This window comes from Opitutia bacterium KCR 482 (assembly GCA_029269845.2).
In the GTDB taxonomy this organism is placed as follows: domain Bacteria; phylum Verrucomicrobiota; class Verrucomicrobiia; order Opitutales; family Intestinicryptomonadaceae; genus Merdousia.
In genome coordinates, this window is record CP149973.1 from 1,672,089 (window position 1) to 1,697,473 (window position 25,385).

A 25,385-nucleotide genomic window follows, 5' to 3' on the forward strand; every position below is an offset into this window, starting at 1 on the left:
ATGGCGGACAAAATCATATTTGCCGACGACGGCGCGTTTTTTGCGAAGACGCTCGACGCGCCCGAATCGCTTTCCGACGCCGATTTGCGCGGCTTCGTCGAAACGTGGGTCGAGACAAACTCGCCCATGCCCGCCGAGCGCATGCGCACGGGCTTTTTGCGCGTTGGCGGCAGGGTGCACGTTTTTTCGGGCTTGGCCGAGCGCGTCTTTGCGGGGCTTGACGGCGCGGAGGCGGAGTCTCCCGTGGTCGCGCCCGCGTCGCTGCTGCCGTTGTGCGGGGTGTCCGACGGCTTCGCGCTTGTGCGCTCGCCGAGCTGTATTTCGATTGCCGAATTTTCCGATGGGGCGATTGTCTCTTTGTGCTCCCGCAAAAATTCGGGGGACGCGTCCGCCGACATTGCCGCGCTTCGTGCGGAATCGGGTTCAGCGGGCGGCGGGCGAATGTTTGTCGTTTCCGACGGGCTTGTGTCGGAATTCGACGGGGAAGGCTCTCTTTTGTCGGGCGCGGCAGTTCCGAAAGCCGTGTTCCGCATTCCCGAAAAGGCTCTCGCGACCCTCGACGTGCGCGACGCCGAAATCGTCCGCGCGTTCGCAAAAAAACGCCGCGCCGAACGGCTGAAATCGGCGTGTCTGCGGCTTGTCCCGCTTGCGTTCGCGCTCCTGCTCTTGGGGCAGATTGCGCTGTGGTTCGGGGAGTGCGGGGTGTCGCGCATGGCGGCTGAATTTGCGGAAATAGAGCCGCAGGCGAAGGAGATAGAGTCTCGCGCGGAGCGGCTTGCGGAGCTTCGCAGATTTTCGCGCAAAAAGCTCCGCGCGGTGGAGTCGCTCGCGCTGCTCAATGCCGACCGTCCCGAAAAGGTGCGGTTTTTGCGCTACACGCAGACTTCGCCGAATTCCGCGGAAATACGCGGCTATGCGGCGACGATAGGCGAGACTAACGCATATCTCGACGCCCTCAAAAAGAATCCCGCTGTTGCCTCCGCCGAGCTTAAATCGGAGACTTCGCGCGGCGAGGCAAAATTCGTTCTCGGCGTGGTTTTGAAATGAAAAAATTTTTCGACAAACTAAATCCCCGCGAGCGCTTGCTGCTCTGCTGTGTGGCGGCGGTCGCCGCGTTCGGCTGGCTCTCATACCAAACAAAGGGCTTTGCCCGCGCCGATTCGGAGCGTTCGACGCTTGCGGCGCGAATCAAAACCGCAAAAACCGTCGTCGGAATGTCGGGCGAAATCTCGCGCGAGCTTGACGGCATTCTCGCGTCTTTCGACGTAAACAAAACCCTTGCGCCGCTTGCCTTGCAGCTCGAAACCGAAAAGTGCGCCCGCGCCGCCGCGCTTGAATACTCGCTTTCGAACGTGTCGGAAAGGGACGCGGGGCGTTTTAAAATCAACACGATTACGCTTTCGTGCCGCCGCGCCGACTTAGGCAAGCTTGCCGACTTCGAAGCGGAAATGCGCAAGCTCGAACCCTATGCTACGTTCTCGAAAGCCGTTTTCGACAGCAATTCCGAGGGCGAAATTTCGGCAAAATACGAAATTTCATCGTTCGAGTTCGGCTCTCAGAAGAAAAAATAGCTTTGCGTGTTTTTTGCGGCGCGCTTAGCCCGCCTGCCTACGGCTTTTGCGGCTTACCCCGCCTTATCGTCGGTCAGCCCGCCCACAAAGGAATTTGCGTCGGTCAGCCCGCCTGCAATGGAATTTGCGTCGGTCAGCCCGCCTGCAATGGAATTTGCGTCGGTCAGCCCGCCTGCAATGGAATTTGCGTCGTGCTTAGCCCGCCGCTAATTTGGCAATTTGCTTCAAGTCGAGCTTGCCGCTGGGCAAAAGCGGGATTTTCTCTACTTTTACCAGATATTTCGGCTGCCAAAGGTTGCTAATGCCCGCGTTTCGGAGCGCGTCTTTTGCCTGCGCAAGTGTGATGTCGGTTGCGGCAAGCAGCACGAGTGCTTCGCCCTTGCCCTCGTCGAGCCTCGACGACACCGCAATCAGCGGAATGTCGGAGTCGGCAAGTTTTAGTTCCGCGTTGAGCGCAGCCTCTACCGTAGCGTGCGGCACCATTTCGCCGCCGATTTTCGAGAAGCGCGACACGCGCCCGTCTATATAAAGAAAGCCGTCTGGGTCCATCCGCGAGAGGTCGCCCGTAATCAGCCAGCCGTTTTGCAGTGCGGCGTCGGTCGCGGGTTTGTTGTCGAGGTATCCCGTAAAAATGTTCGGGCCTTCGAGCGCAAGCAGCCCCTGTTCGCCGAACGGCATTTCTTTGAGCGTTGCGGGGTGCAGTATTTTCGCCCGCATTCCCGGGAAAAGCTTGCCTATCGAGCCTTTGCGGTTGCCAGTCGAAAAGTATCCGAAGTCCCTCTCGGGCTGGTTGACGCCAACCACGGGCGACGCCTCCGTCAGTCCGTAGCCTTCAAGGTACGTTTCGCCGAACGCCGCGTTCCACATTTCGTGGAAGCCTTTGGGCGTTTTTTCCGCGCCGGCAATCGCCATTTTGACGGTTTTCATGTCGTCGGGCGCGGCGTGTTTTAAATATGCGCGGAAGAAAGTGGGGCTGCCGATTATCGCGGTGATTCCGATTTCCCTCACGGCGCGGATATTGTTTTTGACGTCGAGCGGGCTGTGGAGGGTTGTCGTTTTCTGCCCGTGCGCCGCCATGTACCACGCCTCGAAAAGGAGTCCGAAACTGTGGAAAATGGGAAGGTTCGCAAGAAGAATGTCGTCTTTGCCGAACAGCCCGATGAGTTTTGTTTGAAGGCAGTTGGCGATTATGTTGCGCTCGGTGAGGATTGCCGCTTTCGGAGAGCCTTCGCTTCCGCTTGTGAAAACGAGCGTCGCCTCCCTTTCGTTGTCGCCGAATTTCGGTATTCCGTGCAGTTTTGCGAAGCCGTCCGCGCCCAGTTTTACGGATTCGGCGATTTCGTCGATTTCAGCCTGCGGAATTTCGTCGAGCAGTTTTTGCGCGTCGATTGTGTTTTCGCTCCACGGGAACTGCGGGTTTGCCTTTGCGATTTTTGCCCTGAAAAATTCCGACGTAATCGATGTTTCGATTTTCGCCGTCTCGAAGCAGCTCTTCGCCGCGACGGGGCCAAGCGTGAAATTGATGTTTACCGGTCTCACCCCCGCGAATACGCACGCGTAGTTTACCACGAACGCTATTTGCGACGGCGCGAGCGCGACCGCCACCCTGTCTTTTAGACCGAGCTTTGCGAAGCGGCGGGAGAGGGCGACCGATTGGGCGAGAATTTCGGCGGCGGAGTACTTTTTTGCGCCTCCCGAAAAGTCGCATAAAAGCCAGTCGGTATGCGATTCGCAAAGCCCCTTGGCGACGGTGTATGCCAGCGTGCATTTCAGTTCGGGGCGTTTTGCGAACTCCTCGAAGCCCATGTCGAGCGTATATAACATGCGTCCGTTTTTAGGGCGCTATTTGCGCCTGTCAACACTATTGCATTTTGCGCGGCACTTTTGGAACACGGCTTTGCGCGGGCGCGCGCGGTTCGGCTCGGGTTGCCCGTTTTCGCGCCGTTTGCGGTTTTTGCCCTCCCGCGCGGGGGAGGGCGCGTTTGCGCCGCGTTCGAGCAGGCGTTTGGGCGACGATCCGAAGCGCGTTTTGATTGCGTTTGAAAGCGAGTACGCGTCGGCGTAGCCGAACTTTTTTGCGCACGCTTTGAGCGTCGCCCCGCGGGCGTATTCTTCGAGTGCGGATTCGAGGCGGATTGTCCGCGCGGCTTGCGCGAATGTCGTTCCGCGGGCGCGTACAAATATTACGTCGAGCGTTTTTGTATCAAGCTTTTCGCGCTTGGCGGCTTTCGCGCGGGTGTGGGGCTTGGCGGGGCCTTTGCGGATTTTCTCCGAAATGGCGTCGGCGGCTTGGGTGTCGCGCTCCGTTTCGCTTTCGGAAATTTCGCGCCTGAGCGTTTCGGCGAGAACTTTCAGAATGTTCCGCAAATGCTCGCGGGAGGCGTGTTCGGAATACGCTTCGTCGGCGTACATCTGCGCGAGAGCCGCGATTTTCCCGAACTCCGCCGACTTCCCCGCCCTTTCTCTTGCGCCGACCAGCGCGTGCCACGGCGACTTCCGCGCGAATCTGAACCACAGCACCCGCGCCCCGCGCCCGCTTACGGCGTCGCGGCAGACCGTACCCGCGGGGAGAATGAAAAATCCGCCGCGCCCGATTTTGAAGTCGCAGTTTTCGGTTTTTGCGCCGTATTTGCCGTCGAGGACGAAAATCGCCTCGTCGGTTTCGGTTTCCTTTCGCATTATGTAGTATCCGCTGCGGTGGGTGGCAAACGCCGCGCCTTCAAGCCCGAACTCCGCGAAGATTTCGGCGCGGGGATTTTTCGGGGCTTCTATTCCGCCCCTGTTGACGAAACGCGGCGGCATGTGTTTTGTGGGCTTCGAAAGGTATTTTATCTTGCTTTCGGCGGGCCACACCTGAATGCGGTCGGTCTTCGAGATTTTCCAGAGCTGTTTGGGCATAATGAGATTTTTTTGCAAAAGATGTTGTTTTTATTAATTGAATGCGCGTCGGTTTTCAAATAAAATGAAATTTTAAAATTTATCGAAAGGGGAAACATGTTTTTCAGATATTCAGCAGTCGCCGCGTTTATTCTCGCGGCGTGTTCGGCTTGGGCACAGGTGGCAACGCTTATCGAAACGCCGAAATCGGGCGCGGCAACGGAGCGCACGTACAAGCTCGAAAAGACCTCGGCGGACTCTTACAGGCTCTTTATTCCGAGGTCGGACATTTCGCCCTCGGCGAAGTGTGTTGAAATTTCAACGGACTTCGCGCGGGCGAAGCGCGGCGACGCGGGGAGCATAATTTTCTCGCGCGGCGAGATTGTCGATTTCGACGCGCCCGACGGCAGGGTGAATCTCGGAAGGTTCATTCTGCCTATTGTCGCCATGAAGACCGACAAATGCAATTTCTGGGCGCAGATAAAAACGCTCCGCAATGAGGCGTCATGCTGGCTCGAAGTCCGCAACGGCGTCTTCACCCCGTTTGTGCGCTACGACATTGCGGGCACGGGGTTCGGCGTGTACGACGACATCGTAATAGAATACAACATGCTTCCGAAAGACGCGGGCTATGTTGAAATCGGCAAGGCGTACCGCAAGAAGCTGCTCGACGCAGGGATTGTCCGCCCGCTCAAAGAGCGCATCAAGGAGCAGCCGTGGCTGGAATACATGGCGAAGTCCGTTCCCGTGCGCATTCAGTTCCACGGCTCGAAAAAGCGTCAGGACAAAGATTTTACCCCCGAAACCGAGCCGCCTGTAATCCCCGTGCTCGACTTCAAAAAGTCGATAGCGTTTGTGGACGAGTTCAAGAAATGCGGAATCGGCGAAGTGACATTCTGCTCGGCGGGCTGGCAGAGCGGCGGCTACGACGGGCGTTTCCCCGACATCTTCCCGATTCCCGAAGAGCTGGGCGGCGAGGCGGCTTTGCGCGAGTTCATTGCGCACGTCAAAAAACTCGGATACAGAATCCACGCGCACACAAATTCCACCGACTGCTACACGTGTTCGCGCATGTGGAACGGCGGCGAGGTCGCGGCGAAGAACGTCAACGGCACTCCCCAGCGCGGGTACTTCTGGGGCGGCGGCAGGGCGTACAACCTGTGCGCAAAAAACGCGTACGAAAAATTCCTTCCCGACCAGCTCAAAAAAGTCCGCGACTTGGGCTTTCAGGCACCGCACTACATCGACGTGTTCTCGGCAGTTCCGCCCTACATGTGCGCCGACCCAAAGCACCCCGCCACGCGCGACGAAATGGGCGAAGTGCAGATTAAAATCGCAAAATTCTGCCAAAAGGAATTCGGCGGCTTTGCGAGCGAGGCCGGCTTCGACCACATCGCGGGGCAGCTCGACTATATCAACTATGTCAGCGGCAAGATGTCGAAGTGGTACAACTCGAAGGCGGGGCGCGAACCCAAGGGCACGTTCTTCGAAAAGCTTTCGCACTATGTAGACGGCTTTGTCCCGCTTTGGGAGATTGCCTACCACGGCATAATTTTGAGCAATCCAGACCGCTTTACGCAGAACCATACCACGGGCAAGGCGAAAACCGACGACAGCGGCGACCTTACCTTCAACAAGCGCGACGGCGTTCAGGATCCCTTTGCCACGCTCAAGCTTTTCGAATACGGCGGCAGGCCGATTTTCTATTCGAGCAATTTCGACGACGTTCCGCGAATCAAAAAGGCTTACGACGAATTTCTGCCCGTGCGCCACTTGCAGCTCGAATTCATGGAAGACCACAAGTATTTGACGCCCGACGTTACCATGACGGTCTTCGGCAACGGCGAAAAGATTGTCTGCAACTACGGCAAAACTCCCTACGTCTACAAAGGCAAAACCGTAGCCCCCATGAAGTATTTGCTGACGAAGTAGCGGCGGCTTGCGCGGCGCGGAAGACTCGCCACGCGCTTCCGGCGAAAAAACGCCCGAATCCTTGCGGATTCGGGCGTTTTTTTCTGCGGGGAAATTTTCCCGAAATTTGCGCGTTTCGCGCGTTTAATTCGTAAATTTGGGGCGGAGCGAGCTTAACGCCTGCGAGTGTATTTGGCAGATACGGGCTTCGGTCAGCCCGAATTCGCGGGCGATTTCGCCGAGCTTTTTTTCGCCGAAATAGTAGCCCTCCAACACGCGCCTCTGCTTTTCGGGGAGCGCGGCTACGCAGCGTCGGATTTCGGCGGCGGTCTCCTTGCGTTCAAGCTCTTCGCGGGCGGTCGTCGCGTTTTCGTCGGCGATGGACTCCGAAAACGACGGCGTTTGGGAGTCGTCGGAGTTTCCCGCTGCGTCGTTTAGCGAAACGAAAGAGTAGGCTTGGGTGCGGCGCATGATTTTGTCGAACTGTTTGCGGGTTGCGCCAATTTCGGCGCGGACTTCCTCGTCGGTGGCGGTTCTGCCGAAGCGTTGTTCGAGGTCGGAGCGCGTCTTTTCGATATTTTTTGCGTCGGCGCGTGCGGAGCGCGACATGTAGTCCAAATCGCGAAGCTCGTCGATTATCGCGCCGCGAATGCGCGTGGAGACGTATCCGCCGAAGCTTTCCTCTCGTTCGGGGTCGAGCCGTCTCACGGCGTCGGCGAGTCCCGAAACCCCCGCCGAGTGGAGCTCGTCCAAATCGGCGTGCGCGGGCAGCTTTGCGCGCATGGAGTTCACCACTTTGTCCACAAGCGGATAGTATTTGACGAACAATGATTTCTGCTTTTTGTTGAGTACGTTTGTCTGTTTTTCGCATGTCGTTGAAACCATGTCTGTTTTCGGGATAATCCCGCCTCCGCTTGGGGTTGATATGTGTGGTTTGTCTTTTACATATCAGATTTTATGCCAGGCGTGCGGATATCGCAAATTCGGGCGTATGTTTTTGATATTTAGCGCGAATGCGCATTTTATCGCTTCGGGCGAATGTGCCATTCGGGCGGAAATGTGGGACATTTTTTCCCGCCTTTCATTTCGTCGCGGCGGGGTGTTTTTTTTTGCGGCGCGGCGGAAATGTTGTTGAAATCGGGCGGCGGAATTTTTTATATTCAAACGAATGCGGCATTGTCCGCGCGCGTTAGGGTTGGGCGTTTTGCGCCGCCCGTCGCGGAATTTTTCAAGGAGGCTTTAATGAGGGGCGTTTTTTTACTTGTTTTGACGTTTATATCGGCGGCGGTTCTGCCGCTCGCGTGCGGGGCTGCGCCGCTCAAACGGCAGGCGGCTTCGACCGCGCCGCGCGTAATGCTTGGAATCGACGTTTTGGAGGCATCGGGTTTTGCGCAGTTGAAGGGCAAGAGGGTCGGGCTGTTGACCCACCCCGCGGGCGTCAACAGATACGGGGTGAGCACCGTGGACGTTCTTCGCCGCGCAAAGAGCGTGCGGCTTGTCGCGCTCTTCGGCCCAGAGCACGGAATCTACGGCGACGAAAAGGCGGACGTTCCAGTTCTCGACAAAATCGACAAACGCACGGGGCTTCCCGTCTATTCGCTCTACGGAAAGTACCGCAAGCCGACGCCCGAAATGCTCAAAAAAATCGACGTGCTGGTTGTGGATTTGCAGACGCTCGGCGTGCGTTCGTACACATTCAAAAGCTGCATGCTCCGCGCGATGGAGGCGTGTTTCGAGCAGGGCAGGGAAATCATGGTTCTCGACCGCCCGAACCCGCTCGGCGGGCTGAAAGTGGACGGCCCGCCGCTCGACGCAAAGTTCAAGAGCTATGTGGGGCTTTTCCAAGTGCCGTATGTCCACGGCATGACGATTGGCGAGCTTGCCCGCATGGCTAAGGGAACTGCGGGCATGATGGAGATAACTTCCAAACAGCAGCGGGCGGGCAAACTCACGGTGATTCCCATGCGCGGCTGGACGCGCTCGATGCTCTGGAAAGACACGGGGCTTCGCTGGGTTCCGACAAGCCCCGCCGTGCCGACTTTCGCGGCGGCGGTCGGATACTCCATGACGGGCTTGGGCTGCCAAATAGGAGGATTCCAACACGGCTACGGCACGGGCTATCCGTTCAGAATGCTAACGTTTCCGTCGAAAACTCCGCGCCAGATTGAGGCTGAATTGCGGCGGTATCCGATTCGCGGCGTCTCCTACGTTCCCGTCTCCACGCGCGACCAGAAAGGCAGGAAAGTCGAGGGCTTGTACGTCGTTGCCGACTGGAACACCGTGCGTCCCACAGAAATCAGCTTCTACATGATGAAGGCGGCGTGCCGCTTCAACGGCGGAAACGTCTTCGCAAAGGCGTCGAAAAACAACGCGCTGCTTTTCAACAAACACGTAGGCTCGCAGGAGTGGTGGAACGAAATTTCCCGAAAGGGCGCGTCGGCGGACGTTTCGAAATTCGTGGAAAAGTGGTCGAAGCAGGCGGCGGAATTTCAAAAGGCGACGGCGAGATTTCGCCTGTACAAATAGGTCAGCACAGTAGAAAACGCGCGGGGGGCTTGGGAGTCTGTCCGCGCGGGCGCGGGGCATGCCGTTCCCAAAGGGCGTTCGGAATCGCGCGGGCGTTGTCCGAAAGGCGCGTCGGCGCGGGGCTTGCGCGGCGGCTTTTTAGGCGTCGGAGATTTTTTTCCGAAAGGCTGTCGGGGCGCGTTGCGGAAGCTCCGGATTTAGCTCCATTTTTTGCTTTAAAAGCGCGGCAAAAAATGCGCTAATTATAGGCATAATTCGCCGTGAGGCGCGGAAAGGTTCTATAAAATGCGTATACAAAAATACATTTCGCAGTGCGGGGTTTGCTCGCGCCGCGAAGCCGAACGTAAAATTTTGGAGGGCGATGTCGAGGTAAACGGCGTTCCCGCCGAAATCGGTCAGGACGTAAATCCCGAAGCCGACAAGGTGTCGGTTGACGGCGCGCTCGTGCGCGGAATCGTCGAAGACAAGGTTGTTCTTGCGATGAACAAGCCCAAGGGCTACATCTGTTCGAACGGCGACCCGTTCAAGGCGCAGACGGTCTTCGACCTGCTTCCCGAACCTTTCGCCTCGATGAAGCTTTTTTGCTGCGGCAGGCTCGACAAAAATTCGCAGGGGCTGCTGCTTCTCACAAACGACGGCGACTTGGCGAACAAAATCACCCACCCGTCGAGCGGCGTAGTCAAACGCTACCATGTGCTGCTCAACCGCGACTTGGACGCGAAAATCATACCCGTGCTCCTGCGCGGCGTGCTTTGCGACGGCGAAAAGCTCAAAGCCTCGAAAATCATTCCCGACAGCTCGAATCTTTCGGACTCTCCGCGCCGCGTGGAGGTCTGGCTCAATCAGGGGCGCAAGCGCGAAATCCGCAGAATGTTCGAGGCAATGGGCTACTTCGTCAAGGAGCTTAAACGCTACCAGATAGGCGGGCTTGTTCTCAAACGCATTCCTGAGGGCGCGGTAAAGATTCTCGGAAAGGCGGACATCGAAAAAATATTTTCAAACCGACACCAATAAAAGGGAGACTTTCAGACTATGGACAAGGACATCGTATTCGACAGCGTCGAGGACTGCATTGCCGAGTTCGCCAAGGGCGGAATCGTCATTGTTGCCGACGACGAAAACCGCGAAAACGAGGGCGACATGATTTGCGCGGCGGAAAAAATCACGCCCGAAATCGTCAACAAAATGCTACGCTTCGCCCGCGGGCTGATTTGCGTTCCGACGACAAGCGAACGTCTTACGCAGCTCGGAATAGACGACATGGTGCGCCTCAACCGCGACGCCAAGGGAACTGCGTTCACGGTGACCGTGGACGCCGCCAGGGGAATCACCACGGGCATCAGCGCGGCGGACCGCGCCCGTACCATTGCGCTCATGGGCAACGCCCAAGCCTGCGCCGACGACTTCGTAACCCCAGGCCACCTCAATCCGCTCAGGGCGCGGGCGGGCGGCGTTCTCGAACGCGCGGGGCACACGGAGGCGGCGGTAGATTTGGCGCGTCTTGCGGGGCTGTTTCCGTGCGCGGCAATCTGCGAAATCCTCAAAGACGACGGCACGATGGCGCGTCTTCCCGACCTCGCGGAATTCAAAAAGCGGCACAACATGAAGCTCATGAGCGTTGCCTCGCTCATAGAATACAGACTGCGGCACGAGTCGCACATCGCAAGGCTCTTCGAGCGCGACATTCTGACGACCGCGGGCAACTTCAAGCTTTCCGCGTTCAAGGCGAGCGACGGGCGCGTCCACTTTGCGCTCGTGCGCGGCACGATTTCGAAAAGCCCGACTCTCGCGCGGGTTCACTCCGAAAACGCGTTCTCCGACATCTTCTGCGACGTCGGATACCGCAATTCGGCCGGCTCTTTCGAAAAGGCCCTCGAAATGATTGCCGAAGACGGCAACGGCGCGGCGGTCTACATAACGCAGCCCAATTCGGGCGTGAACGTCGCCGACGCATCGCCCGTTGCTCCCAACATGCGCGACTACGGCATAGGCTCGCAGATTCTGCGCGAGCTTGGCTTCGAGAAAATCAGGCTTTTGACAACCCGCCCCGGACGGCATTCGATTCCCGAAGGCTTCGGTTTGGAAATAGTAGAGGAAATTAAAATCAAGGAATAACTGACAATGAGCACCAACAAGGGAAAAATGCCTTTGATAGACGCGTCGCACTACCGCTTTGCGATAGTGGCGTCGCGCTACAACAAAAAATATGTGGACGCGCTCGTGCGCGACGCGGTGAAATCGCTTAGCGGGCACGGCGTGGACGCCGAAAACATCAGGCTTGTGCGCGTTCCCGGGGCGGGCGAAATTCCGTACGTATGCAACATGCTCGCCGAAACCGACGAGTATGACGCGGTTATCGCGCTGGGCGTCGTCATCGCGGGCGAGACTCCGCACCACGAAATCATAGCCCACAGCACGGCAAATGCCCTCCAACAGGCGTCGATGATTTCGACCGTTCCGATTGTAAACGGAATTGTGGTCGCCAACGACGAGGAGCAGGCGAAGGCGCGTACCGTCGGGAAAATCGCCCGCGGCGAGGAGTTCGCCGAATGCGCCATGGAGATGGCGTGGCACGCGGCGATTCTGCTCGACGAGCTTGCCGACGCCGACGAAAGGCACGACGCCGAATTCAAAAAGGGAGGCAAATAATGGATTCCGAACGCAAGCCCAAAAACGTCGGACGCCATGAAAACCGCGCCGCGGCAATGCAGTTTCTCTATATGCGCGACCTCAACGGCGGGCGCAGTCTGGGCGACTCGCTCGACGCGTTCTTCGAAACCAAGGACAACGACCGCTCTTTCTACGCTTTCGCCGAAGAGCTTGTCGCGGGAGTGGACGCCCATGCGGAGGAGATTGACAGGACGATTTCCGAAAGCGCGACAAACTGGTCCATCGAGCGCATCGCGAAGGTCGATTTGGCGATTCTGCGCCTCGCGGTTTTCGAGCTTCTCCACCGCGACGACATTCCGCCCGTGGTCTCGATAAACGAGGCAGTCGATTTGGCGAAGGAGTATTCGTCGTCGGAGGCGCGGAGGTTCGTCAACGGCGTTTTGGACAGGGTAAAAAACACGCTCACGCGCCCGCTTAAAACGGCGAACGGCAAATAATGTTTTCAATCCTAAAAAAATTCAGGGAGGGTTTGAGGCGCACCGCGGGGGTCGCGCTGAACTCGCTGACTTCGCTCTTCGCAAAGAAAATCGACGAAGCCGACATCGCGCTGATAGAGGAAACGCTCTACGGGGCGGACTTCGGCTACGAAACGGCGTCGGAGATTGTGGAGGCAATCAGGAGGGAGTACTCGCGCAACCGCGAGCTTCGCGGCAAGGAGGCTGCGCAAATCGGCGCGGACGTGCTTTGCAAAATTCTCGAAGGTTCGGAGGCGGACTTTGTTAGGGCGGCGGACGGGAATCCGTCGGTTGTGTGTCTTGTGGGCGTAAACGGCGCGGGCAAAACCACGACCGCCGCGAAGCTCGCCTACATGCTCGGCAAAACTGGCGACGGCGTGCTGCTCGGCGCGTGCGACACTTTCCGCGCGGCGGCGAACGAGCAGATTCGCGAATGGGCGACGCGCCTCGGCGTAAGGCTCGTGGAAAGCAGCCACGGCGCGGACGCGGCGGCGACGGCGTTCGACGCGTGGCAGTCGGCAAAGGCGAGGGGGGCGCAGTGGCTTGTGCTCGACACTGCGGGCAGGCTGCACACAAAGGAAAACCTCATGGCGGAGCTTTCGAAAATCCGCCGCGTGGTGCAGAAGAACGACCCCGCCGCGCCGCAGAATTCCGTCATCGTGATAGACGGAAGCCTCGGCTCGAACAGCATCGAGCAGGCGCTGGCGTTCCACAAGGCGTTCCCCCTGACGGGCATGATTATCACAAAGCTCGACGGAACGGGCAAGGGCGGCGCGCTCGCGGGGATTTACAGAAAATTGAAGTTGCCGATTCTATACGTCGGCTTGGGCGAGAAGCCCGAAGACTTGCAGAAATTCGACGCTCGCGCCTACGCGAACGGCGTGTTCGGTTTGGAGTAGATTTTATGGAAGAATTGACGGTACGGCTTGCGGGGCGCGAATATCCGATACACGTCGGCGCGGGGGCGTTCGACGTAGCGGTTGCGGATTTCGCGAAACTCGCCGAAAACGGCAGGCGCGTGTTCTGCTTTGCGGACACTGCGGTGCTTGAATCGCACGCGGACGCCGCGGGGAAACTTGCGGGGGTCGCGGAAATCGTGGAAGTGGAGGGCGGCGAAAAATCCAAAACCCTCGAAATGTTCGGCAGGCTCTGCGCGATGCTTGCCGACAGACGCGCCGACAGGAAAAGCGCGGTCGCGGCGTTCGGCGGCGGGGTCGTGGGCGACCTTTCGGGCTTCGTCGCGGCGTCGTACATGCGCGGCGTGGATTTCTACCAGATTCCCACGACGCTTCTTGCGGCGGTGGATTCGTCCGTCGGCGGAAAAACCGGCGTGAACATTCCGGAGGGCAAGAATCTCGTGGGGGCGTTCCACCAGCCGAAGGCGGTCTACACGGATTCGGCGTTTTTGAAGTCGCTTCCCAAGCGGCAGTTTGCCGCGGGCATGGCGGAGGTCGTCAAATGCGCGGTTTTGGGCGACGCGGAGCTGTTCGGCAGGCTCGCGGCGCGGGGAAAACCGATGGAATTCGATTCGCCAGAGCTGGGCGACGCCGTCGTTTCGTCTTGCAAGCTCAAAGCGAAAATCGTCGCGGAGGACGAGCGCGAAACGTCGCCGAACGGCGGCAGGGCATTGCTCAACTTGGGGCACACCTTTGGGCACGCGATAGAGCGCAACGCAGGCTACGGAAAATATCTGCACGGCGAGGCGGTCTCCATCGGGACTGTGATGGCGGCGGTTCTCTCGCGCAGGCTGGGGCTTATCGGCGACGCGCAGGTTGAGGCAATCGCTCGGCTTTTGCGGTCGGAGAACTTGCCCGTGTCGCTTGCGGAGCGCATTTCCGCCGACGATTTCATCGACGCCATGCACGGCGACAAAAAGGCCCTTGCGGGCGCGCTGCGCTTTGTGACAATTTTGGACATCGGCAAAACCCGCACCGAAACGGTGCCCGACGCCCTTGTCCGCGACGCCATAGCCGACTTCTACAAGCGATAGATGTACCTCCACACGACAGACGCCCACTGCCACGCCGATTTCAGCAAATACGCCGATTTCAGCGGGCTTGCGTTCGGCGTGGATTTGTGTGTCGACGCGTGCTTCCCCGGAGACTGGGAGGGGCTGCAAAAATTCGACGCGTTCCCCGTGAAAAAGGCCTACGGAATACACCCCGACCTGCGCGTGTCGGAGTTCGACGACATGTCGTTCGTGGAGTCGGAGCTGTTTTCCACGTTTCTTCCGTCGCTCGAACAGTACCTCATTTCCGCCGACGCAATCGGCGAGACGGGGCTTGATTCGCGGCTCGAAAACCGCATACCCGCCGCCCTCCAACGGCGTCTGTTCGCCGAGCAGCTGAGGCTTGCGGGCAAGTACGGACTTCCTGCGGTAATCCATTGCGTTGGAATGTACGGGGCGGTTTTCGAGATTCTGAAAGCTTGGACTTCGGAGTATTCGCCGACGATGGAGGAGCGGCTCGAAGGCAAAAAGGAGCGGCGGTTTTTGCTCCACGCGGCGTCGTGCTCGCCCGAGATGGCGCGGGAGTTCGAGAAAATCGGTGCGCGCTTTTCGTTCGGTCTGCGCGAGCTTTCGTCGGAGCGCGGGCGCAGATGCGCGGCGGCGGTGTCGCCCGACAGACTGATGGTCGAGTCGGATTCCGCAACCTCCCGCAAAACCATGGAGGAGACAATCGCGAAGCTCGCCGAGATTCGGAACGTCGACGACATTGAGCTGTCCGAATTGCTGTACTCCAATTTTATCGAATTTTACTCGAAATGATTTCCCCCGAATTTTCGCGAAGCGCAATTTTGTACGGCGGCGACGCCCAGAAAAAAATGGAGTCGGCGACGGTCGCCGTCTGCGGCGTCGGCGCGGTCGGGTCGTTCGCGCTCGAAGCGCTTGCGCGGATAGGCGTGGGCTCTTTCGTTCTGGTCGACGCCGATACGGTGGACGTGTCGAACATCAACAGGCAGCTTTGCGCCCTCCACTCGACGATAGGCAAAAGCAAGACTGCGGTCATGCGCGAGCGCGTGCGCGATATCAACCCGAACGCCCGCTTGGAAATTGTGGACAGGTTTATAGACGAGTCCAACTGCGCCGAATTTGTGGGGCTTTGCCCCGACGTGATTGTCGACGCAATAGACTCTCTTGCGCCGAAAGCCGCCCTTGCCGCCGCCGCTCTCTCTGCGGGAGTCCCGATTGTTTCGAGCATGGGGGCGGCCCGCAAAACCGACCCGCTCAAAGTCGCCGTCGCAGAGCTTTTCAAAACGCATTCGTGCCCGATGGCGGCGAGAATGCGCAAGGAGCTTCGGGCGCGCGGATTCAAAAAAGGACAGCCCTGCGTGTTTTCGACCGAAATTCCCGAACCCGCCTCGCACGTCAAAAGCGGCGCGGCGGACGCGAAAAAAATAATTGGGAGCACGCCCATTGTAACGGGGACGTTCGGGCTTGTGCTGGCAAACCTCGCCCTTGCGCAAATTTTAAATTCAAAACGCTGAAAATGTCCATTTACGAAAGAGACTACATGAACGGAAACCGCCGCCGCGCGGGGTCGGGCTTTGCGCTTTCGCCCGTCAAGATTTTCATTTTGCTGAACGTTGCATGCTTCCTTGCCGAGGCCTTCGCCGAGCGCGCCTACGGAAGCGCGTCGGTGTCGGAGTGGTTCGCGCTGTCGCCGGAGGCTCTGGCGCACGGTCGCGTCTGGACGCTGCTGACGTACTCGTTTCTGCACGCCGACATTCTCCACATATTCTGCAACATGCTGGGGCTGTATTTTATAGGGACGTTTCTCGAAAAGGCGGTCGGGGCGCGGAAATTCGCCGCGCTGTACTTGACGGGCGCGATTGCGGGCGGCGCGTTGTGGGCGGCTCTCGCCGAAATTCAGGGTGCGCCCGAGGCTCTCGTGGGCGCGAGCGCGTCGGTGATGGCGGTGTTCGCTGGCTTCTGCGTGCTGTATCCGCCCGTGCCGATTACGTTTTTGCTTTTCTTCGTCCTGCCGATTTCGATGAGACCCATGACGATGCTTAAAATCGCCGCGGGCTTCGAGGTGCTCGGGCTTATCTATTCGCTCGCGGGCGGAAACCCGATTGTGGCGTATTCGGCGCACTTGGGCGGGCTTGCGTCGGGCTTGGCGTTCGTCGCGCTTATGCGGCGCGGCAAACTTTCTTTCATCGACAGTTTGTCGATGCCGAGATTTTCGAAACGCGCCAATCCGCTGGACAGGGGAGGGCGTGCCTCCGACTACAATTTCAGGGTGAACGTCTCCGACCCGCGCGACTTGTCGGCTGAGGTTGACCGAATTTTGGACAAGATAAACACCGACGGCTTTGCGTCGCTTACCGACGCCGAGCGCGAAACCCTGCGCCGCGCCCGCGACAACCTGAAATAGCCGCACGAACAATTCCCGAACTTTCTTGTCAAAAATGAGAATATAATATTTAAAGGAAATTCCGATTTTTTTGCGGTAAACATGAAAAACATAACGAAATTTATATTGTTGCTTGCCCTGTCGCTCGCGTCGGTTTTCGCCGCGACGCCGTCCGCGCCCTCCGATTCGCGCGCCCGCAAACGCACGCCCGTTTCGCTCCAAACAACGACGAAAATGCGCAACGAAACGCGCTATGTCGTATTTCTGCTGGAACGCGGACACTATCTTAAAATGCCCGTAGGCGAGCTTGACGTGCGCGAGTTCGTGCGCGAATACATGCAGAATGTCGATTTCTTCAAGCTGTTTTTCACCTCGGAGGACGTGCAGTATTTTCAGGACTTGTTCGCGCCCGCGATAGAGATAATGCTCTCGCAGGGAACGCTGCTTCCCGCATTCACGATTTACGACAGATTTCTTGAACGCGCCGACGCCCGCATGCAGTGGATTCGCGAGCGCATGAAAAAGCCCTTCGACCTCGACTCAGACAAAACTTTCCGTCCCGACAGAAGCAAGGAGGACTGGCCGTCCGACATGAAGGCGGCCGACGCCCTTTGGGAAAAACGCCTCGTCTACGACATCGTAAACCAAATGCTTGGCTATTCCGACGAGCTTGACGGGGAGTCGGAGGAGGCGTCCGATTCGAAAAAGGGAGAAACTTCCGAGCCCGCCGAAAAATCGGGCGGCGCGGAGAAAGCGGCGTCGGAAACGTCTTCCGAAAGCGCGGGCGCGGCGAAACCCGCGGAGACTCCGCAGGCGGAAGTCGCCGAGCTTGAGGCCGAAAAGCAGTCCGCGCCCAAGACTTTCGAGGAAAAGCTCGCCAAGGCAAAGGAGGAGGTTCTCAAACGCTACGAGCGTCTTGTGGAAAACTACGCCAAGGCGGACGCCATGGAAATTCAGGAAATCTACCTCAACACCCTCGCGCGGCTTTACGATCCCCACACGGCTTTCCTTTCCGAATACTATCTGGAAGAATTCGACATCTCCGTGCGCAACTCGCTCGTCGGGATAGGCGCAATGCTCCAAGACAAGGACGGCTACTGCACGCTCGCCGAACTCATGCCCGGCGGTCCGGCCGAAGAGTGCAAGCAGCTCCACACGGGCGACAAAATTTTGGGCGTTGGACAGGAGGTCGGCGAGATTGTTGACGTCATCGGCATGAAGCTCCGCAAGACCGTGCGGCTCATCAGGGGCAAGGAGAATACGAAAGTGCGCCTGCTTATAGAGCCTGCTTCGAATCCGTCGGCGCGGAAGGTGGTAACGCTTGTCCGCAGGGAAATCAAGCTCACTACAAAGCTCGCAAAGGCGGCCGTCTACACAATTCCCGTAGGCGACAAAACCGTGCCCGTGGGCGTGATAGACCTGCCCGCATTCTACGGAGAAAGCGGCGGCACGGACGGCTCAAAGGGTTTCAGCACATCGAAAGACGTCGAGGAGCTGCTCGTAAAACTCAAAAAAATGGGCGTCAAGGGCGTCGTGCTCGACCTCCGCAGAAACGGCGGCGGCTTCCTCAACGAGGCTGTCGACTTGGCGGGGCTTTTCATCAAGACGGGGCCGGTCGTTCAGGTTCGCGACGCCGCGGGCAGAACGAACCGCCTGCGCGACGAAAACCCGAAGCTCGTTTGGGACGGTCCGCTTGTCATCATGGTGAGCCGCCTTTCGGCGTCGGCTACCGAAATCGTCGCGGGCGCGCTCCAAAACCACAAGCGCGCGATTGTCGTGGGCGACAAATCAACGCACGGCAAGGGAACCGTTCAGGCGGTCTACCACCTCGAAAATTTCGATCCCCAGCAGAAGAGCGCGGCTAAAATCACGGTGCAGAAATGGTACGCGCCCAACGGAGATTCAATACAAATCAAGGGCGTGCACTCCGACATCGTGCTTCCGTCGGTCTACGACTACATGGAAATCGGCGAGGAGTACAAAGACTACGCCATGAAGTGGGACGCCATCACGCCAGACTCAATCGAGGAAGTCTGGGGCTACGGCTTCAAGGAGACGCTCGCCGACGCGCTCATGGCGAAGCTTACGGAGCAGTCGCTTGCGCGGCGCAACAGCCTCGACGAATTCAAAATCTGGAACGAGCGCATAAACTGGGTCAAGGAACGCCAGAAGAAAAAGGATTGGAGCTTGAACTACGCCGTGCGCGAGAAAGAGCTTAAAGCCGACGAGGACTTCAACGAATCCCTCAAAAAACGCCAGCGCAAATTCACAGAAGCCGACTACCCCAAGACCGAGGTTCTGCTCGACTCCGCAAAGGAAAACGGCGGCGACAAAAAAGTTTCCGCCGACAAGAAAAAGCGCAAATCCAAAAACGACGCACTTGAAGCGTCGGAGGACGACGAGGACGCGCCCGATTTCGACGTGCAGCTCCACGAAGCCCTGCGCATCATGGGCGACTGGATTGACCTTGTCGACCACCCCGACAAGCTGAAAGCCTACGCCGACGCCGGGAAAAAGGCGGACGCCGCGAACTCCGACAACACCGAAAAAGAGGCTGTGGATTCCGAAGCGGCAAAGCCCGCGGCGGGCGAATCGGCTCCCGCTCCCGCTCCAAAATCCGACGCCGCGCAAAGCTCCGCGCCGCAAAATTAAACGCATTTTGCGTGCGTTCGGAACGTCCCGCGCAAAAACGGGGCGTTTTTTTGCGCGCGCGGGGTATGCCCGCGCAGTGTTGCGCGGGTTTTGCCTTTGCGGGGAGTCGGCGGCAGTTGGCGGTTATTTTACGTCTATTATAGCCGCGCTTGCGTAGGATACGATTTTCGTTTCTATCGCGCTTTCGTCCAAGCCGAAGAGTTTTGCGACGGCGGCGCGGTAGATTTCAAGCTGACGTTTGCGCGAGTCTCCGCAGAACGCGCCCGCCTTGAAGTCGGCGACAATCGCCGAAACGGGATTGCCGTCGGCGTCGGTTTCCACAATCAGCTTGTCTATCACTCCGCTTGCGAGTTTCCCGCCCAAAAGCGCGTCGAACGGAAATTCGTTGTAGATTTTCCTGCGTTCCGATTCGGCGAAAAGCTCCGCTATTTGCGGGTTTGCGAGAGCGCGTTCCACTTCCGCCGCCGCGCGGAGGTCTGAGGCTGTTCCCGCGAGCTCCGCCGCGCGTCGGACGGCTGCGGGGATTCCGCTGTCGAGCGTTTTTATTTTTTCGAACGTGGCGTGCACCGCCTTGCCGTGCCTTATTGCGTCGGCGGACATCGCGCGGCTTGCGCCCCTTTCGGAGGAGGGCGTGAGTTTGGGGAATGTGTTTGCGGCGTCGGCGGGCTGCACGGCGTCAATCGGCTTTACTGGGCTTGCGGGCTCGGGCGTTTGGACGTGTTCGAACCAGCGGTCGTCGCCGATTGACACTCCGCCCGCGGCGGCGGCTTTCTCGTACGCGGCGGCTTTTTCCTCGTCCGACGCCGCGGGGTCGCGCAGGGCGGGGATAAACGAGTTCAGAACGAGGTTTTTTATTCCGAAATCCTTTGACTTTGCGTCTTTGTGCTTCGACATGACGACGTACAGCGCGTCTTCGGCGCGGGTGAGCGCGACGTAGAGGTTGCAGATTGCGTCGAAGTCGTCGTTTTCGGAGTCTATTTTCAGGCTCTCGGAAAGCGACGGGCAGAGCGAGCAGACGATTTTCTGCGGCAGGTAGCTTATCGTGAATTGTTCGGTGTTTTCGCCCGACCGCCGCGCGATGTATTTCAGCCCGCTTGGGGGGCGTTTTTTTGCCGTGTGGAGGTCGGGCAGAATCACCGAGCCGAAGCCCAGCCCCTTCGATTTGTGGATTGTCATCACCTGCACTGCCGTTTCGGCGGACGAAAGCCTGAACGTTTTGCCCGAAAGGAAAAGTATGCAGTTGTCTATTCCGCGCGATTCGGAGGCGTCGAACTCGCGGCAGGCGTCCACGAGCCGCGCGAGGTTTTCGCGGGCGTCGCGGCTTTCGCCGACTTTTTCGGCGACGGCTTCGGCGTATTGTTCGGCGAAGTCGGCGAAGCGTTCGGCGGCGATTTTTTCGAGCGCGTTTTTGCGGAAGTCGGGCGCGTTCACGGCGTCGGCAAAGGGCGTCATTTTCAGGTATTCGGCGGCGGCGGTGTCGGACGGGTGGGCGGCGAGTTTCAGCGTTTGCAGGAACGCGGGCACTACGGCGTTGTTGCGGGCGACGGTTTGTTCGAACTCGCACGAGACTTCGATGTCAAGCCCTGCGTCGGCGATTTTCCCGCGCAGCGCCTTGACGAACGCGTCTACCGTGTCGTTTTTGCGGACGAGGATTGCGCACGTTTTGCCCGTCTTTGCGGGGTTCGAGTTTTTGACGATTTCGAACACGGCTTCGCACCGCGCGTCGAAGTCGGCGGCGCTGTCTTTGCCGAAATATTCGGTGAGCACCAGCTTCGCAAGCGACGGCTTCGGCTTTTTGCCGCCCGTGCTTTCCGCCGAAACATGCGGAATGTAGATTGAAGAAAATTCCGCAGCGGCGGCTGGCGAAAAGCACTGCGCGAGTTCCGACGGGTCGGCGAAAAACGAATTGACCGCCCGGATTACGTTCGCGCCCGACCTCCACGAAGTCGCGAGCGGCTCGCCGTCGAAGACGCGTTCGGCGTCGGCGTTGTACCGTCGCTTCACTGCGTCGAAGAGCTTTCTGTTTCCGCCGCGGAACGAGTAGAGCGACTGCTTGACGTCGCCCACATAGTAGAATGTTTTTTGCCCGTCGGACTCGTAGACCACGTTGTCGATTATGTTTTTGAAAAAGTTCCACTGCGTTTCGGAGGTGTCCTGAAATTCGTCGAAAAGCCAGTGGTCGAACTTTGCGTCGAGCCTGTATTCGGCGAGCGTTCCGACGATGTCCGAACCCGATTCGAGCAGCAGGGGAATGTCGTCGAACGCGAGTCTGCCGCGCCTGCGCATTGTCGCGTCGTAGCGTTCCTCGTACATTTTCGCGATTGTTCCGACCGCCTTTGCGGCGTCGCACGAGCGCAAAACGTGGGCGTCGAGCAGGCGCGTAAAAAGGCGTTTGAGCGGGGCGGCGACTTCGGCCGGAACTTCCGTTTCGCCCCTGCCGATTTTTACCGTAAACGCCGCGTTCAGCCCGCCAGTCGCGTACATTTCGGCGAGCCGCTGTTCGAGCGTTTTTGCGTCGGCCAAGATATTGTTGTTTGAGTCGGCGAAGAATTTTTCGACTCCCGCGAATTTGCCGTCGAGCTTTGCGGCGGCGAGGGCATCGCGTAGGGCGGCGCGGTCGCTATCGTATGCGGCGGCGTCCCACTTTTGCGGATCGTGTCCGAGTATTTCGTGCGCATTTCCCCAAAGCGAGAGGTTCGGCGTTTCGAGAATTTTGCCGTGGGCGGCGAACACCTTTTCGAGGAGTATTTCGCGCATGGATTTCTCCTCCACGCCGAACGATGCGCGTTTGACGATTTCGGAAAATTCGGCGAAGGTTTTTCTGTCGGACGATTTTTCGCGCAGGATTTCGCCGACGATTTTTTCGGCCGCGCTTTTGTGCGAAATTTCGTCGTCTATTTTGATTTCCGAGAAAATCGAAAGCTCGTTTGAAAAGCATTTCAGAATCGACGAGAAGAAAGAGTCTATCGTCGAGAGCCTGAGCTTGTCGAGGTTTGTCAGGCACTGGCGGAGCAGCGCGAGCGCGTCTTGGCGCGTGAGGAAGCCGCCGCCCGACTTCGTGCCGCGCGTGAGTTTTTCCACTTCGTCGGACAGCGCGTCCGCCGCCTTGTCGTCCTCCGCGGCTTCCGCAAGGCGCGTGAGGATTTTTCCGAGAAACTCGCCCGCCGACTTGCGCGTGAACGTGAGCGCGGTGATTCGCGACGGGTCGGGAAGCCCCGTTTCGGGGTCTTTTGCGTTGGCGGCAAGGGCTATGAACCTGTTTGTGAGCGCGTAGGTTTTTCCCGAACCCGCCGAGGCGGAGACGCGTTCGTTTTTGAAAATTTCGGGTCGTTCTTTCATCGTTCGAATTCGAGCATGTTTTTGAGCGTTTCGGCGTCGGCGTTGAAGACGTCGTCGAATGCGGGGTATTTCGGCGGCTTGCCGGGGGCGAAGTTTCCGGCGCGGATTGCGGCTATTATCTCCGCCGCCTTTTCGAGCGCGGGCGTTTCGAAGTCGGCGACATCGTCCCAAAAGTCGACTTGCGTAGAGGCGGTGTCTTTGGGCGCGACGAAGAACGCGGCGGAAATTTTCGCGTCGGGGCGTTCTTCGCGCAGGGCGCGGGCGTAGAGCGGCAGTTGGAGCGATTCCCACTCGATTGCGCCGTCGGTTTTCATTTTCAGGTGGCTGTCGCGCGCGACGCCGCGGCGGCATTTGTCGTATGTTTTGTAGTCGAGCACGAGCAGCGAGCCGTCGCTTTCGTTTTCGTCTATTCTGTCGAATGTGCCCGAAAATTTTTCGCCGAAAATTTCGGTCGCGAACGGCTTTTCGGCGGCGGTTATGCGCCAGCCCGCCGCGCGGTGGCGCGCCTGAATTTCGGCGCACGCGGAAAGGCGGTTGCGCAGGTTTTCAAGCTGTATGCGCACTTGGGCGCGGGGTCGGCGTCCGAATGCGTCGATTGCGGTTTCGTCGAAAGCGTCGAGGAGGGCGCGGCGGATTTCGTCGGCGTTTGCGGAGTCGGCGGCGGCGGACTTCGCGAATTTGAAAAACGCCTTGTGGAAGAGCGTTCCGAATTGCGCGGCGTCAAGCTCCGACTTTTGCGCGTCCACTTTCTCCATTTTGAGGACGTAGCTCAGGTAGAACTCCCAGGGCGATTTCATGTACGCCGCGAATTTTGTGTGCGAGTATCCGCCCTCGAAGCGTTTGTTCGGGACGCGCAGTTTCCATTCGGGCGCGGGTTTCGACGGCTTGTCCGACTGCTTCACGGCGGCGAAGAGCATTTTCACCCGCGCGGGAAGTTGCGGCGTCTGGAAGAGGATTCTCGACGGCGCGAGCGGCTCGCCCCTGCCGTCGGTTTGCGGCACGCAGACGGAGACCGCCCCGCCCGACGCCGCGCGGCTTTGTACGAGGGCGTCGAGCATGTAGGCGTCGCGCGCGCGGCGCAGTTGGCGGTTGCGCATGCCGAGCTTTATTCGGACGGCGTCGTTTAGAAAAATTCCGTCGGAGCTTGCAAGCGGCACAATGCCGTCGTTCATGTCGCACAGCGCGAGGTGTTTTGCGGGCGACCAGAAAATCTCCATCCAGTCTTGCAGGGGCAGGCGTTCGTCGTCGAGCCTTTCGGTGTCGGTCGCGGCGGCGAGGTGTTCGGAGGCGATTCCGAAAATTTCTTCTGGCGAAAATTCCATGTTCTCCGAAATTTCCGCGTCCGAAATTTCCGCGAGCGTTTCGCCCAAGACTTCCAATGCGCGGGCGTTGCGTTCGTCCGTTTCGGCGTCCCCGACGAGCGCGGCGACGGCGTTCCCGATTTTCTCCGCGGCTTTGCCGCCGCCGATTTCGAGCGTTTCGGAAACGAAGTCGAAGACCCCGCGCAGGAATTTTATTTTTGCGAATTTTGCGGTGTCGCGGTCGGGCGAATTTGCGTACAGGCGGGCGAGCAGAGCGCTCCGCGCCTGTTCGATGTCGGCGCAGGCTGATTCGGTTTTCAGCGTGTCGGCGGCGGCGAGGGTTTCTTCGGGCGTCTTTTCCGCCCTCTTTGCGAGCGTTTGGAGGGCGAACGGGTTGCGGAGCAGGTTGAGGAAGTTTGCGTAGCTTGCGTCGGCCGAGAATGCGGCGATGCAGTCGAGCAGGTCGCCGACGGCGGTTGCCGCCATGTTCCCGGCGTCGAGCTTCACGGCGTTGATTCCCGCCTCCGCGAGCGCGGTTTTGAACGTGTCGGCAGAGTCGTTTTGTTCGCAGGCGATTGCGAGCGTTTCGTAGACTTTGTCCCCGTACTTGCCTGCGAGTTCCGCGACCGCACGCGCCTCCGCCGCGACGCTATGGTAGACGCGGATTGCGCCGTCTTCGAGCGCGGTGTTTTTGTCGCGGTATTCGGGCGTTTTAGGCGCGCCGTAGGGGTCGAAAAGGTTTTCGTTTTCGCCGACCACGGCGATTAGCGAGCGTCCCGCGAATGTATCGAGCAATGATTTTAGCGTGGGCGAAACGTCGGGGTTGCCCGCCACGACTATTGTTTCCCAGCCCGCGTTTGCCGTGCGTTCAACCGCGTTTTTCAGCGATTTTGCGTGCGGGGTTTTGCCCCTTTTCGCCACGCGCTCGGCGAAGATTTTTTCGAGAGCGGCGAGCTCGTTCCACCGCGCGGCGTCGGGGGTGTCCGCGAGTTTTTTTGCGGCGTCCGAAATTGTCAGCAGGTTTTCCGCGAGGGCGTCCTGCAAAAACATAAACTGGCGGCAGACGCTTGCGAAATCCTCGCGCTTCGGCGTTTCGGCGGGGAAGAGCGACGCGAATTCCGAGAGGTCGCGCGAGTCCAGAATGTCTGTCCAGATTGCCCTTGAGAGCGTCGATTGCGGCTCGTCGCGGTCGGTTCCGTTTCGCGCAAGTTCGTCTTCGAGCGTGCCGGCGCGCAGTTGCGAAATTGCGTCTATCCCGCGCGACAGGCATTCGGCGAAAACCGCGTTTTTGAAGTTTTTTGCCGCGTTTCGCGTTGGGGTAAGCACGAGGATTTTCTCGAAGCTTGCGGGGCGGCGTTCGAGTCTGTCGGCGAATTTTTCGACAAACCACTTTGCGCACGCTTTCGGCAGCGATTCGACGGGCTTTATAAAATATCTTTCAATCACGTTTTTCATATTACGGCGCAAAAAAATTCGGGCAAGTTTTTTACCCGATTTTTCTTTTTTATCTGCGGGGCGGTGAGTGGAGGAGTGTGTCGGTTGCTGCGGCTTGCGCGGCGGGTTCGGCGGGGGATTCGGCGGATTGGCGGGTTTTGCGGATTTTCGCCCCCGCGCCGTTTCCGTGTTTGTCTTGCGGCTGTGTTCGGTATTTGAAGGGGTAATTTTTCGTGTTTGGCGCAAAAAAATACCGCGCGGAGGAATCCGTGCGGTATTTTTATAATTCGGGTG

Annotated in this window: 19 protein-coding genes; 14 read left to right on the forward strand and 5 right to left on the reverse strand. The window is 58.7% G+C overall.

Features of this window, described 5'->3' with window-relative positions; translation table 11 throughout:
- On the forward strand, nt 1–1,047 hold the full coding sequence (locus P3B99_007115) for a hypothetical protein (GenBank protein WYJ06976.1): 1,047 nt from the start codon (nt 1–3) through the stop codon (nt 1,045–1,047).
- The gene (locus P3B99_007120; protein ID WYJ06977.1) at nt 1,044–1,571 is read left to right on the forward strand and encodes a hypothetical protein; all 528 of its coding nucleotides are present in this window, start codon (nt 1,044–1,046) and stop codon (nt 1,569–1,571) included. Before P3B99_007115 ends, P3B99_007120 begins: the two co-directional genes overlap by 4 nt.
- Nucleotides 1,572–1,766: 195 nt before the next feature.
- Here the strand turns inward: P3B99_007120 and P3B99_007125 are convergent, their stop codons facing one another.
- A complete protein-coding gene (locus tag P3B99_007125; GenBank protein ID WYJ06978.1) occupies nt 1,767–3,395 on the reverse strand; it encodes an AMP-binding protein in 1,629 nt (542 codons plus the stop codon).
- An 18-nt stretch (nt 3,396–3,413) separates the two neighbouring features.
- Nucleotides 3,414–4,469, reverse strand: coding sequence for a helix-turn-helix domain-containing protein (locus tag P3B99_007130; protein WYJ06979.1), 1,056 nt, complete (start codon nt 4,467–4,469; stop codon nt 3,414–3,416).
- A gap of 96 nt (nt 4,470–4,565) precedes the next feature.
- Here P3B99_007130 and P3B99_007135 point away from each other — a divergent pair, with 96 nt between their 5' ends.
- Nucleotides 4,566–6,380 (forward strand): DUF5696 domain-containing protein, encoded by a 1,815-nt coding sequence (locus tag P3B99_007135; GenBank protein WYJ06980.1) that lies wholly within the window; start codon nt 4,566–4,568, stop codon nt 6,378–6,380.
- Between the two features lie 123 nt (nt 6,381–6,503).
- Here P3B99_007135 and P3B99_007140 read toward each other — a convergent pair whose 3' ends face one another.
- A complete protein-coding gene (locus P3B99_007140) occupies nt 6,504–7,244 on the reverse strand; it encodes a FliA/WhiG family RNA polymerase sigma factor (protein WYJ06981.1) in 741 nt (246 codons plus the stop codon).
- A 381-nt stretch (nt 7,245–7,625) separates the two neighbouring features.
- Here P3B99_007140 and P3B99_007145 point away from each other — a divergent pair, with 381 nt between their 5' ends.
- The 11 genes from P3B99_007145 to P3B99_007195 all read left to right on the forward strand — a co-directional run bounded on the left by P3B99_007145 (nt 7,626) and on the right by P3B99_007195 (nt 19,017).
- Complete coding sequence (locus P3B99_007145) at nt 7,626–8,885, forward strand: DUF1343 domain-containing protein (GenBank protein ID WYJ06982.1); 1,260 nt, start codon at nt 7,626–7,628, stop codon at nt 8,883–8,885.
- Nucleotides 8,886–9,170: 285 nt separating this feature from the next.
- Nucleotides 9,171–9,899, forward strand: a complete 729-nt coding sequence (locus P3B99_007150; GenBank protein ID WYJ06983.1) for a pseudouridine synthase — start codon at nt 9,171–9,173, stop codon at nt 9,897–9,899.
- An 18-nt stretch (nt 9,900–9,917) separates the two neighbouring features.
- On the forward strand, nt 9,918–11,000 hold the full coding sequence (gene ribB / locus P3B99_007155; protein WYJ06984.1) for a 3,4-dihydroxy-2-butanone-4-phosphate synthase: 1,083 nt from the start codon (nt 9,918–9,920) through the stop codon (nt 10,998–11,000).
- Nucleotides 11,001–11,006: 6 nt separating this feature from the next.
- Nucleotides 11,007–11,534, forward strand: a complete 528-nt coding sequence (ribH, locus tag P3B99_007160) for a 6,7-dimethyl-8-ribityllumazine synthase (GenBank protein ID WYJ06985.1) — start codon at nt 11,007–11,009, stop codon at nt 11,532–11,534.
- Entirely contained in the window at nt 11,534–11,992 is a 459-nt protein-coding gene (gene nusB / locus P3B99_007165) for a transcription antitermination factor NusB (GenBank protein WYJ06986.1), read from the forward strand. Before ribH ends, nusB begins: the two co-directional genes overlap by 1 nt.
- On the forward strand, nt 11,992–12,909 hold the full coding sequence (ftsY, locus tag P3B99_007170; protein ID WYJ06987.1) for a signal recognition particle-docking protein FtsY: 918 nt from the start codon (nt 11,992–11,994) through the stop codon (nt 12,907–12,909). Before nusB ends, ftsY begins: the two co-directional genes overlap by 1 nt.
- 5 nt (nt 12,910–12,914) lie before the next feature.
- Complete coding sequence (gene aroB, locus P3B99_007175) at nt 12,915–14,000, forward strand: 3-dehydroquinate synthase (protein WYJ06988.1); 1,086 nt, start codon at nt 12,915–12,917, stop codon at nt 13,998–14,000.
- The gene (locus P3B99_007180) at nt 14,001–14,777 is read left to right on the forward strand and encodes a TatD family hydrolase (protein WYJ06989.1); all 777 of its coding nucleotides are present in this window, start codon (nt 14,001–14,003) and stop codon (nt 14,775–14,777) included.
- Nucleotides 14,774–15,496 (forward strand): tRNA threonylcarbamoyladenosine dehydratase, encoded by a 723-nt coding sequence (locus P3B99_007185; GenBank protein ID WYJ06990.1) that lies wholly within the window; start codon nt 14,774–14,776, stop codon nt 15,494–15,496. Before P3B99_007180 ends, P3B99_007185 begins: the two co-directional genes overlap by 4 nt.
- Before the next feature lie 2 nt (nt 15,497–15,498).
- Nucleotides 15,499–16,386, forward strand: a complete 888-nt coding sequence (locus tag P3B99_007190) for a rhomboid family intramembrane serine protease (GenBank protein WYJ06991.1) — start codon at nt 15,499–15,501, stop codon at nt 16,384–16,386.
- 81 nt (nt 16,387–16,467) lie between these two features.
- The gene (locus tag P3B99_007195) at nt 16,468–19,017 is read left to right on the forward strand and encodes a carboxy terminal-processing peptidase (GenBank protein WYJ06992.1); all 2,550 of its coding nucleotides are present in this window, start codon (nt 16,468–16,470) and stop codon (nt 19,015–19,017) included.
- 123 nt (nt 19,018–19,140) lie between these two features.
- Here P3B99_007195 and P3B99_007200 read toward each other — a convergent pair whose 3' ends face one another.
- Nucleotides 19,141–22,356 carry a UvrD-helicase domain-containing protein gene (locus P3B99_007200; GenBank protein ID WYJ06993.1) on the reverse strand — a complete coding sequence of 1,072 codons (3,216 nt, stop codon included), beginning with the start codon at nt 22,354–22,356 and terminating at the stop codon, nt 19,141–19,143.
- On the reverse strand, nt 22,353–25,112 hold the full coding sequence (locus tag P3B99_007205; GenBank protein WYJ06994.1) for a PD-(D/E)XK nuclease family protein: 2,760 nt from the start codon (nt 25,110–25,112) through the stop codon (nt 22,353–22,355). Before P3B99_007205 ends, P3B99_007200 begins: the two co-directional genes overlap by 4 nt.
- Nucleotides 25,113–25,385: the final 273 nt, after the last annotated feature.

Bases quoted from the DNA above. Each gene is read 5' to 3' on its own strand.
- P3B99_007115 (WYJ06976.1), top strand. From the start codon at position 1: ATGGCGGACAAAATCATATTTGCCGACGACGGCGCGTTTTTTGCGAAG.
- P3B99_007120 (WYJ06977.1), top strand. From the start codon at position 1,044: ATGAAAAAATTTTTCGACAAACTAAATCCCCGCGAGCGCTTGCTGCTC.
- P3B99_007125 (WYJ06978.1), bottom strand. From the start codon at position 3,395: ATGTTATATACGCTCGACATGGGCTTCGAGGAGTTCGCAAAACGCCCC.
- P3B99_007130 (WYJ06979.1), bottom strand. From the start codon at position 4,469: ATGCCCAAACAGCTCTGGAAAATCTCGAAGACCGACCGCATTCAGGTG.
- P3B99_007135 (WYJ06980.1), top strand. From the start codon at position 4,566: ATGTTTTTCAGATATTCAGCAGTCGCCGCGTTTATTCTCGCGGCGTGT.
- P3B99_007140 (WYJ06981.1), bottom strand. From the start codon at position 7,244: ATGGTTTCAACGACATGCGAAAAACAGACAAACGTACTCAACAAAAAG.
- P3B99_007150 (WYJ06983.1), top strand. From the start codon at position 9,171: ATGCGTATACAAAAATACATTTCGCAGTGCGGGGTTTGCTCGCGCCGC.
- ribB (WYJ06984.1), top strand. From the start codon at position 9,918: ATGGACAAGGACATCGTATTCGACAGCGTCGAGGACTGCATTGCCGAG.
- ribH (WYJ06985.1), top strand. From the start codon at position 11,007: ATGAGCACCAACAAGGGAAAAATGCCTTTGATAGACGCGTCGCACTAC.
- nusB (WYJ06986.1), top strand. From the start codon at position 11,534: ATGGATTCCGAACGCAAGCCCAAAAACGTCGGACGCCATGAAAACCGC.
- ftsY (WYJ06987.1), top strand. From the start codon at position 11,992: ATGTTTTCAATCCTAAAAAAATTCAGGGAGGGTTTGAGGCGCACCGCG.
- aroB (WYJ06988.1), top strand. From the start codon at position 12,915: ATGGAAGAATTGACGGTACGGCTTGCGGGGCGCGAATATCCGATACAC.
- P3B99_007180 (WYJ06989.1), top strand. From the start codon at position 14,001: ATGTACCTCCACACGACAGACGCCCACTGCCACGCCGATTTCAGCAAA.
- P3B99_007185 (WYJ06990.1), top strand. From the start codon at position 14,774: ATGATTTCCCCCGAATTTTCGCGAAGCGCAATTTTGTACGGCGGCGAC.
- P3B99_007190 (WYJ06991.1), top strand. From the start codon at position 15,499: ATGTCCATTTACGAAAGAGACTACATGAACGGAAACCGCCGCCGCGCG.
- P3B99_007195 (WYJ06992.1), top strand. From the start codon at position 16,468: ATGAAAAACATAACGAAATTTATATTGTTGCTTGCCCTGTCGCTCGCG.
- P3B99_007200 (WYJ06993.1), bottom strand. From the start codon at position 22,356: ATGAAAGAACGACCCGAAATTTTCAAAAACGAACGCGTCTCCGCCTCG.
- P3B99_007205 (WYJ06994.1), bottom strand. From the start codon at position 25,112: ATGAAAAACGTGATTGAAAGATATTTTATAAAGCCCGTCGAATCGCTG.